The following is a 9,849-nucleotide window of genomic DNA, read 5'->3' as shown; positions in this document are numbered from 1 at the left end:
CAGCACGGCAGCACCCGCGACCAACGAGTCCAAGCCGAACGAAACCGCCGCGCCGGACACCGCGCCGTCACCCAATGGGCCAACACCAACACCGCCGACCTACGCCAACTAGCCGGACAGGTCACCGCCCTCAACGACCTCGACCCCTGCGCCACCACCGAAGTCGAACGACTCCGCGACGCCCTCGCCGACAAAGACGCCACCCGACTACCCGCACTACTGGCCGACACCCACCGACACCTCAGCCACCACCCCCACCTCGCCAACCAGATCCACGCCATCACCAACGCCACCAACCGCGTCCGACTCGAAACCGAACGCCACCGCGGCGGCGCCCAACCGAACTAGAAGGTGACTCAGCTTGGCGGCCGCTCTGCCGAAGGGCTGATCATGGGTGTCGTCAACACGCGTGACGTTACCGGTGAGGCTGTCACGGGCCTAGATCACGTTCTGCGCGATGGCCGCTTGCATTGCGTCTATCAGCCGTTCGTCGACGTCGACAGCGGCGCAGTGGTGGCCTTCGAAGCGTTGCTGCGCGGACCCGAGGGCTCCGGGCTGCACTCGCCGATGGCGTTGCTGGACGCTGCTCGCGCGGCCGGCCGGCTCGCCGACCTGGAGCGGGCCTCACTGCGGGCATCCCTGGCTGACGCCGCCACCCTGTCGCAGGGGCGGCCGGTGACGCTGTTCGTCAATGTTGAGCCCACGACCCTGACCCGGCGACTGGACGTGGTGCTCGACGCCCTGGCGAACCGCGCCCCGCATGTCCAGGTGGTTGTCGAGATCACCGAGCGGGCCCTGGCTGACGACCTCGCCGCGGTGCTCACCGGGGCCGAGCAGCTTCGCGCCGCGGGATGCGCGATCGCCCTCGACGACGTGGGCGTGCATCCCGAGTCACTGGCGTTCATACCGTTGCTCCGCCCCGAGGTGGTCAAGCTCGACCTGAAGCTGCTGCGTACGGTCAAGGACCCGGCCACCGTCGTGGTTGCCGGCGCCGTCCGTGCGTACGCCGAACAAGCCGGCGCCGAAGTCGTCGCCGAGGGCATTGAAACGGCCGAGGATCTGACCCGGGCCCTTGTTCTGGGCGCAACCCTGGGCCAGGGCTGGCTTTGGAGCCGCGGCGAACGCCGGTTCACGCCGTCGACGTTCCGGCCCGAGCGGTTCACCGGCCGCCCCATCGGCACCGCGCTGCGGGCCACACCCTACGAACTGATCGGAACCGGCCGGCACATCCGTCACGCACCCAAGCACCTGCTCGTCCCGGTGTCCAAGACGCTGGAGCTGATGGCGCTGCAAGCCGCGGTCCCACCGGTGCTGTTCGCCGCGTTCGAGCACGTCCGGTTCTTCCGCCCGTCCACCACCCGCCGGTTCACCGAACTCGCCGGCCGCCTGCCCTTCGTCGCCGCGCTCGGCGTGGACATGCCCGCCGAGCCCGCCCCCGGCGTACGCGGCGGCAACCTGCCCGTGCAGGACCCGCTGGCCAACGAATGGACCGTTGTCGTCCTCGGCGCACACACCGCCGCCGCCCTCATGGCCCGTGACCTCGGCGATGCCGGCGCCGACGCCGACCGCCAGTTCGAGTTCGTCGTCAGCTATGACCGGGCACTGGTCACCGCCGCCGCGCATTCCATGATCGGCCGCCTCACCGAACCATGACGGGCCCCACCCGACCGGGAGGCCGGGTGGCGGCTCCGTAGGGGCTTTCCCTGATGACCTGGTACGCGCTGGGCGTATACCTTGCGTGCATACACCGTGCTGGTCGCGAGGGGACATCATGCGAAGAGTTGCCGCAACCATGGGCTTGGTCATGGCACTGCTGGGCGGTCCGGCAGCCGAGGCTTCGGCGGCCACGGGCCGCCCGGTCGAGGGGCTCCGTTGGCACCCGTGTGCCGGCGCGGCAGGCTTCGACTGCGCCACCTTGCGGGTTCCCGTCGACTGGCGGCACCCGGCCGGCGCCTCCGTCGGCTTGGCCGTCGTCCGGCACCGGGCGTCCGATCCCGCCCGGCGTATCGGTTCCCTGGTGGTCGACCCGGGCGGCCCGGGTGGTTCCGGCCTCGATTTCGTCGAGCAGGGTGCCGCCGATCTCTCCGCCGGGCTGCTGGCCCGTTTCGACCTGGTCAGCTGGGATCCGCGCGGGGTCGGGCAGAGTCACCCGGTTCGGTGTGACAGCGCGCTGCTCGACCATCCGGCATCGCTGTTCCCGACTACTGAGCCCGAACTCGACGTGCTGAAGACCTACAACGAGGAGCTACGCGCAAGTTGCCGGGCTGACACCGGCCCGCTGTACGACCACCTCGACTCGACCAGCAATGCCCGTGACCTGAACGCTTTCCGCGCGGCGCTCGGCGAGGACGAACTGACCTTCTTCAGCATCTCCTACGGCACCCTGATCGGCGAGCAGTACGCCGAGCTGTTCCCGCACCGCATCCGTGCGATGGCGCTTGACAGCAACGAGGACCACAGCGTCGGCGCCCTGACATGGGTGACCCGGTTGAGCCAGGCGCAGGAGCAGTCCTACGGACAGTTCGCTCGCTGGTGCGGGCGCACCCCGGCCTGCGCCCTGTACCCGCGCGACGCGCAGAGCGTGCTGGATCGGCTGTATGCCCGGGCGCAAGAGGGCACGATCTCGGTGCCGGGTTTCCCGGGCAACGCCATCACTCCCCAGATCCTGATCGACTTCATCCGCGGTGAGCTCGGCGGCATCGCGAAGTGGCCCGATCTGGCGCAGAACCTGCTCGCCGTCCTGAACGAGCCCGCTGTCACCGCCACCGCCACCGCCGGCCCGGCAACGGTGGCCCGGCCGATGAGCGCGACGTCGTCCCCGTCGGAGGAGGCCGCCAAGACCGCCATGGTCTGTGAGGACCACCAATGGGACATCTCGAGCCTCGCCGACCTGCGGACGCTGCGCCGGGCGATGGCGCGGAGCGCCCCGCACACGCACCTTTCCACCACCGGGTTCAAAGATGTGACCGGATGTCTTGGCTGGCCGCACCCGGTCGCCGATCCGCAGCACACGCTGGTCGTGCGCGGGGCGCCGTCGATCCTCATGGTCAACAGCCGGTACGACGTCGCGACTCCCTACCCCGGCGCCCGTCGTGCTGCCGCACAGATCGGGCCGAGCGCGATCCTGCTGACCTACGACGGCACCTCGCACGTCGATTACGAGGAGACCGACTGTGTCCGCTCGGCGGTCGACCGTTACCTCACCGACCTGATCACGCCGGCTCCGGACACCCATTGCCCGGCCGTGTTCCCCCGATGACCCCCGGAGGTATTCCATGCGCGTATACGCTCAGCGTACTTTCTCGTCATGACCGTCTCGACCACGCTGCTCGGCCTGTTGGAGCCTCAGCCCAGCCACGGCTACGAGCTGAAACGGGAGTACGACACCCTGTTCGGCCACGACCGGCCACTGTCGTTCGGGCAGGTCTACGGCACCTTGAGCCGGCTGCAACGCGACGGCCTCGTGCTCACCGAAGGCACCGAGCCCGGCGCCGGACCGGAGCGCAAGCGCTACGCGATCACCGCCTCGGGTGTGACCGCACTCGAAGACTGGCTCGACCGGGTCGAGCCGCCACAGCCTCAGCTGCAGCCGGTGCTGTTCACCAAGGTGGTGCTCGCGGTGTCCTCCGGCCGTCCGGCCGCCGCCTATCTCGACCGGCAGCGCGCCGCCCACCTGGACCGGATGCGGGAGCTCAACGGATTGCGTCGAAGCCGTCGGCTGACCGAATCGCTGGCCGCCGAGTACGGCCTGTTCCACCTGGAAGCAGATCTGCGCTGGATCGACCTGACCGCCGCCCGCCTGGACCAGATCGCCGAGGAGGTCGCCCGATGACCGATGCTCTCCTGACTGCTCATGCGGTCACCAAATCGTTCGGCGCCACTGCGGCGCTGCGCGGCGCCGATATCGCCGTGAGCGCCGGTGAAGTGGTGGCGGTCATGGGACCCAGCGGGTCCGGCAAGACCACCCTGCTGCATTGTCTGGCCGGGATCCTGCGCCCGGACGCCGGGGAGGTGCGTTTCGAAGGGCAACGTATCGACCGGTTGAGCGAACGGGCCCGCACACTGCTGCGCCGGGACCGCTTCGGATTCGTCTTCCAGTTCGGTCAACTCGTACCCGAGTTACCGGCCGTCGAGAACGTCATGCTGCCGCTGATTCTGGCCGGTGTCCGCCGCTCGCCCGCCCGCCTGCGGGCCGAGGAACTGCTCGATCGGCTGGAGCTGACGGGGCTACTGGCACGTCTGCCCGGTGAGTTGTCGGGTGGGCAGGCGCAACGGGTGGCCGTAGCGCGGGCCCTGGTGTCCCGGCCCGACATCGTGTTCGCCGACGAGCCGACCGGATCCCTGGACTCGCTGTCCGGGCAGCGGGTCATGGACATGCTGGTCGACGCGGCCCGCGACCAAGGAGCGGCCGTAGTTCTGGTCACCCACGAGGCGCGGGTGGCCGCCTGCGCCGACCGTGAGGTCGTCGTCCGCGACGGACGCGCCGACACCCTCGTGCCGTCATGATCCGCCTGGCGGCACGGCTGATCCTGGGTGGCGGCCGAGAGGCTCTTGTCCGGCTTGTAGTCACCGCGTTCGGAGTCGCGCTCGGTGTGGCGTTGCTGCTGTTCAGCGCCGTCGCCTTTCCCGCCCTGCACGCCCACGACCTCCGGGCCGGATGGCTGGCCACCGGAGCGCACAACGCCCGGCCCGTGCAAAACGAATCGACCACTGATCCTCTGCTGTTCTTGCGGGCCACGGACCACTACGGCAAGCAGGAGATGATCCGCGTCGACGTGGCCGCCGAGGGCCCCCGGGCGCCCGTGCCGCCGGGCCTGTCCCGGATTCCCGGACCAGGCCAGTACGCGGTCTCCCCAGCCCTGGCCCGGCTGATCTCCGACACCCCCGCCGACATGCTGGCCCAACGGTTCCCCGGCCGGCCGATCGAAACGATCGGTGACGCCGCGCTTGCCGGGCCGCAGCAGTTGATGGTCGTGGTCGGGCACGATCCGGCCTCGATGCGGGCCTTCACCGGCGTCCAGGAGGTACGCAGCATCGAGGGCGCCCCGGTCCGGCACGGGTACAACGAGTTCCTCCGGATCATGCTGACCCTCGGCATCATCGCACTGATCCTGCCCGTGGTCGTCTTCATCTCGGCCGCGACTCGTCTGGCCGCCGCCCGCCGGGAACAACGGCTGGCCGCGCTGCGACTGGTCGGCGTCACGCCCGGCCAGGCCGCCGCGCTGGCCGCGATCGAAGCCGGCCTGGCCGCCGTGTGTGGCACCGTGCTCGGCATCGCCGTGTTCGCCGTCGTCCGCCCGTCCGTGGCCCGAATCCCCTTCGACGGCAACACCTTCTTCCCCTCCGACCTGCGGCTGTACGCCGTCCCCGCGCTGATCATCCTCCTTGGCGTGCCCGCCCTGTCGATCATGGCCGCGGAGCTGTCGCTGCGTCGCGTACGGATCTCCCCGCTGGGGGTGACCAGGCAGACACCCCGGCCCCGGCCGACCTGGCGCCGCCTCATTCCCCTCGGCGCCGGCCTGACCGGTTTCGCCATCGCCTTGCCGGTCTCGGTCGGCGACCACGGCAGCCAATCCAGCATGGTCGGGGTATCGGCCACCTTCCTGGTCGTCATCGCCGGGATCATGACCCTCGGCCCGTGGCTGACCATCCTCGTCGGCACGACCATGCTCAAGTTGCGCGGCACCACCGCCCTGCTCGCCGGTCGGCGCCTGCAGAACAACCCGGCCGCCGGCTTCCGGTCCATCAGCGGCCTCGTGCTCGCCGTCTTCACCGCCAGCCTGATCTGCGGTGTGCTGCCCAGCGTCATGACCGGCCAGAGCACCAAAAGCATCCCGCTGCCTCCAGGAACGGTGACGGCCCTGCTCGGCGGACGGCAGGCCACCGGCATCCGCCCCGCCGCCGCCGCGGCACTCCTGGCCCGGCTACGCACCACTCCCGGCATCACACACATCACCGCGATCCGCCGGGCACCGGAAAACTGGACAACGGCCCAGGCCCAACCGCACGAGACGCCCGCATCCGCCCTGCTGACCTGCGCCGACCTGAACGCGACCGGAGTGGCCGCGTGCCCCGACCCGAGCGCCGTCGTCGCCGTCGACCTGCATCTGCTCGGCGTGACCGATAAGCCCTTCCGCACGCTGACCCACCCAGTACCGTCGGCGAGGCTCGACAGCCTGCCGCTGGCCGCGCTCAGCGTCGCCACCGACGGTCGTACCACCACCCTGGAAACGGCCCGCACCGCTATCTCCGCCGCAGTGGGCGAAGGTCAGGCAGCCGTCGACACGACCGCCGACGCCAACGCCGAACTCAACCACCGACTCATCCAGCTGCAACGACTCGTCACGGTCGCGCTCGCTCTGACACTGCTGATCGCCGGCTGCAGCCTCGCCGTCGCCATCGCCGGCGGCCTCGTCGAGCGCAAACGACCCTTCACCCTGCTCCGGCTGGCCGGTGCCCAACCCGCCAACCTCCGCCGGGTCGTCCTGGCCGAAACCACCGCACCCCTGCTGACCATCGCCCTGACCAGCGCCGGGCTCGGACTCGCGCTGGCCGCCATCGTCATCGAAGCCAACCACACCACCTGGAAACCCCCCGACCCCACCTACTGGGCCGCCCTCGGCAGCGGAATCCTCATCGCCGTCGCCCTGTCCGCCGCCACCGCGCTGCCGCTACTCAGCCGACTCACCTCCTTGCAGACAGCTCGCTTCGAATAGGCGCCAGACCGCGGACTCCGGCGATCGCCATCCCGGCCTGCCGAACCGGAACCGACTGATCACAGCCGCTCGGCCGCCGATAGGCGAGCGGTGTCCGGCCCCGTTGAACCGCGCTATCGGTCTGTGCGGGCCAGGCCGCACTCGTAGCCCAGGATCACGGCCTGGACGCGGTCGCGCAGTCCGAGTTTGGCGAGGATGCGGCTCAGGTGGGTCTTCACCGTGCTCTCGGCCAGGGTGAGCGCCCCGGCGATCTCGGCGTTGGACAGGCCCCGGGTGATCAGCGTCAGGATCTCCCGCTCGCGGCCGGTGAGGGCGGCCAGCCGTTCGTCGGCCGAAGGCGGGGCGGGCGCCTGGCCCAGGTAGTGCGCGAACAGGCGGCGGGTCACGCTGGGTGCCGCGACGGCCTCGCCGGAGACGACGACCCGTACGGCGGAGATGAGGTCGGCGGCGAGTGCGTCCTTGAGGAGGAAGCCGCTCGCGCCGGCGCGCAGGCCGGCGAGGACGTACTCGTCGAGGTCGAAGGTGGTCAGGATGATGACCTTGGCGGGGTGCGGGCCCGAGCGGATGCGGCGGGTGGCCTCGATGCCGTTCAGCCCGGGCATGCGTACGTCCATCAGCACCACGTCGGGCCGGGTGCCGGCGACCACGTCGAGGGCCTCGGAGCCGTTCGCGGCCTCGCCCACGACCTCGATGTCGGCGGTCTCGTCGAGGACGAGCTTGAACCCGGTGCGGACCAGGGTCTGGTCGTCGACGAGCACGACCCGCACGGTCATGGTCGGGCCAGGTCGGCCGTGAGCGGGAGCATCGCGGCCAGGCGGAACCCGGAGCCGTCGTCACCGCGGCCGGCTTCCAGCTCGCCGCCGACCAGCGCGACGCGCTCCGCGATGCCGCGCAGTCCGCTCCCGTGCCCGTCCTCGCCGCCGGCGACGCCCTTGCCGTCGTCGGTGACCTCCACCCGTACGCGATCGGGGTGGAAATCGAGCAGGACGCGCGCTCTCGCGCCGGTGCCCGCGTGTTTGAGGGTGTTGGTGAGCGCCTCCTGCACGATCCGGTATGCGGACAGGTCGACCGCCGCCGGCACCGCGTTGGGCACACCCTCGATCACCAGCTCGATCGGCATGCCGGCCAGGCGCAGGTCGTCGATCAGGGCCGGCACGGCGCCGATGCCCGGCAGCGGGCTGAGCCGTGCGCTGTCGTCCGAGTCGGGCCGCCCGGCGGCGAGCAGCCGGCGCATCTCGGCCAGCGACGACCGGCCGATGTCGATCACGTGTCGCAGCGCGTCGGCGGCGCGGTCGGGGTGTCGCTCCAGCGCCGCCTGTGCGCCCTGGGCCTGCACCACCATCACCGACATGCCGTGGGCGACGACGTCGTGCAGCTCGCGGGTGATCCGGGTGCGCTCGGCGGCGACCGCGAGGGCCGCCCGCTGCCGCTCCTCGCGAGCCAGGTCGGCGGTGCGCTGCTCGACGGTGGCCAGATGCGCGCGGCGGCTGCGGATGCCGTCGCCGATCGCGAACGCCGCGACCGACAGCAGCCACATCTCCAGTACCGACTGGCTGGTGTCGATGAGGACGTCGACCGAGACGATCGAGCTCTGCCCCGCTACGACCTTGACGTCGGGATCTTTCCCACCCTGGGCCTGGAGCTGCGCCTGTTTCGCGGCCACCGCGGCGTTCTGCAGGTCTTGGACACTTATCCGGCCGGCGAGCATTCCGAGGTAGGTCAGGAGCATGGTCAGCGCCAGCATGCCGAGCGCGGCGTGCCGGCGCTGCGCGGTCGCCGCAACCGTGTAGAGCGCCAGCGGAAGGGCCAGGTCGAGCAGCTGGAATTTCGTCTGGATCCCCAGATGGCCGACCGTGCCGGCTGCGACGAGCGCCAGTGCCGGGACCGGCCACTGCCGCCGGAACAGCAGGCCGGCGAGAACCAGGCCGGAGAACAGCCACCAGCCGGAGTCCGACGGGACGCCGGCCGCTCTCAGAAAGGTGGTCGGGTCGCCCGGTTTCCGCGGCTGCAGCGCGGCCCCGAGCAGGCCCGGGGTCAGGGTCAGCGCCAGCAGGGCCATGGCCAGGGCGGCGTCGGTCAGCAGTGGGCGCCGCGCGAACCGGGACATGCGCCCATCGTAGGAAGCGGGGACGCCGGTGGCGTCAGACTCAGGTACTACATCCGCGATACCGTCCGCGCCCGAAGTCCCGACCGTGGTGTGACGAGTCGGGCCGCCGCGGACGCGACTGTGTCGGCATGAGGAAGACAACGTCCACAGTGCTTCTCACCGCGCTCGTCGCGGTCGGCGCCGCCGGTTGCAGCGGTGCCGATCCGGCCGGCTCGCCGAACCCGTCGGCGTCCGCCTCCGCGAGCCGCCAGCAACTGCTGGCCCAAGGCCAGCAATGGGTCCAGTGCCTGCGCACCCACGGCCTGACCCGCATGCCCGACGCCCAGCTCACCCAGGACGGGTATCTCCAGTTTCCGCCCGTAGGCGGCTACAACTGGAAGGACGATCTCCGGACCCACCAGTCGATCATCGACGCGTGTCAGTCGATCGAGGATCGGTACCCGCCGAACGCGTTCCGCCCCAAACAGCAACTCACGGCCGACGACCTGCGCAAACTCGGCGAATACGCGAAGTGCGTCCGCGCACACGGGGTCCCCGACTTCCCCGACCCGAACCAGGCCGGCGAGTTCGACGTCACCGGCACCTCGATCGCCCACGGCATGCCCGGGCAGCTGCGGAACCGGATCGACCAGGCCTGCAAGAGCATCTGGAGCGGAGACGTCAAGATCACCGGCGGCAGCGGTGAGAAGAGCGGGGGCAAGAAATGACCCGGCGGCGCGGTGCGGTGACCGTGCTCGCGATCGCGGTGACCGCGCCGCTGGTCGCCGGGGTGGCCTACGCCGCCCGCGACGAGCCGCGGGCCGCCGATCCGCCGCCGGCCGGGGTCTCCAACGGAACCGCCACCGTGGCCCGCGGCACGCTCACCCAGACCGTGCAGCTCAGCGGCACGCTCCAGTACACCGGTTCGTACACGGTCGATCACCTGGGTGAGCCCGGTGTGCTCACCGCGGTGCCGCCGGCCGGGGGCGCGGGGCGCCCCCGCGGCCACCCGAACCCGAGCAGCCACGCACCCCGAAGCCCCCACGG

General features: G+C 70.9%; 10 protein-coding genes. 8 read left to right on the top strand and 2 right to left on the bottom strand.

What is annotated here, in order from left to right:
- The 6 genes from AB0M88_RS38045 to AB0M88_RS38020 all read left to right on the top strand — a co-directional run.
- The coding region (locus AB0M88_RS38045; RefSeq protein WP_364110691.1) for a hypothetical protein at positions 1 to 348 on the top strand (348 nt) is incomplete at its 5' end.
- A 42-nt stretch (positions 349 to 390) separates the two neighbouring features.
- Positions 391 to 1,653: an EAL domain-containing protein gene (locus tag AB0M88_RS38040; RefSeq protein WP_364110690.1), complete on the top strand. Its 1,263-nt coding sequence runs from the start codon at positions 391 to 393 to the stop codon at positions 1,651 to 1,653.
- Between the two features lie 262 nt (positions 1,654 to 1,915).
- Positions 1,916 to 3,259, top strand: coding sequence for an alpha/beta hydrolase (locus AB0M88_RS38035; RefSeq protein WP_364110689.1), 1,344 nt, complete (start codon positions 1,916 to 1,918; stop codon positions 3,257 to 3,259).
- 48 nt (positions 3,260 to 3,307) lie between these two features.
- Positions 3,308 to 3,832 (top strand): PadR family transcriptional regulator, encoded by a 525-nt coding sequence (locus AB0M88_RS38030; protein WP_364110688.1) that lies wholly within the window; start codon positions 3,308 to 3,310, stop codon positions 3,830 to 3,832.
- A complete protein-coding gene (locus AB0M88_RS38025; protein WP_364110687.1) occupies positions 3,829 to 4,506 on the top strand; it encodes an ABC transporter ATP-binding protein in 678 nt (225 codons plus the stop codon). The genes AB0M88_RS38030 and AB0M88_RS38025 overlap by 4 nt, the downstream gene beginning before the upstream one ends.
- Positions 4,503 to 6,716, top strand: coding sequence for an FtsX-like permease family protein (locus AB0M88_RS38020; RefSeq protein WP_364110686.1), 2,214 nt, complete (start codon positions 4,503 to 4,505; stop codon positions 6,714 to 6,716). The genes AB0M88_RS38025 and AB0M88_RS38020 overlap by 4 nt, the downstream gene beginning before the upstream one ends.
- A gap of 113 nt (positions 6,717 to 6,829) precedes the next feature.
- Here the strand turns inward: AB0M88_RS38020 and AB0M88_RS38015 are convergent, their stop codons facing one another.
- Both AB0M88_RS38015 and AB0M88_RS38010 read right to left on the bottom strand, forming a co-directional pair.
- On the bottom strand, positions 6,830 to 7,489 hold the full coding sequence (locus AB0M88_RS38015) for a response regulator transcription factor (protein WP_364110685.1): 660 nt from the start codon (positions 7,487 to 7,489) through the stop codon (positions 6,830 to 6,832).
- Complete coding sequence (locus AB0M88_RS38010; protein WP_364110684.1) at positions 7,486 to 8,823, bottom strand: sensor histidine kinase; 1,338 nt, start codon at positions 8,821 to 8,823, stop codon at positions 7,486 to 7,488. Before AB0M88_RS38010 ends, AB0M88_RS38015 begins: the two co-directional genes overlap by 4 nt.
- A gap of 128 nt (positions 8,824 to 8,951) precedes the next feature.
- On the opposite strand from AB0M88_RS38010, the gene AB0M88_RS38005 reads away from it, so the two are divergent.
- Entirely contained in the window at positions 8,952 to 9,530 is a 579-nt protein-coding gene (locus AB0M88_RS38005; protein ID WP_364110683.1) for a hypothetical protein, read from the top strand.
- Positions 9,527 to 9,849 (top strand): hypothetical protein (locus AB0M88_RS38000; protein WP_364110682.1); only part of this gene is annotated, 323 nt, incomplete at its 3' end. The genes AB0M88_RS38005 and AB0M88_RS38000, both read left to right, overlap by 4 nt.

Origin of the sequence: Actinoplanes sp. NPDC051411 (assembly GCF_040682075.1) — a bacterium.
In the GTDB taxonomy this organism is placed as follows: domain Bacteria; phylum Actinomycetota; class Actinomycetes; order Mycobacteriales; family Micromonosporaceae; genus Actinoplanes.
Note: the sequence above shows the minus strand (reverse complement) of the source record. Positions and strands in the feature narration are given on the sequence as shown.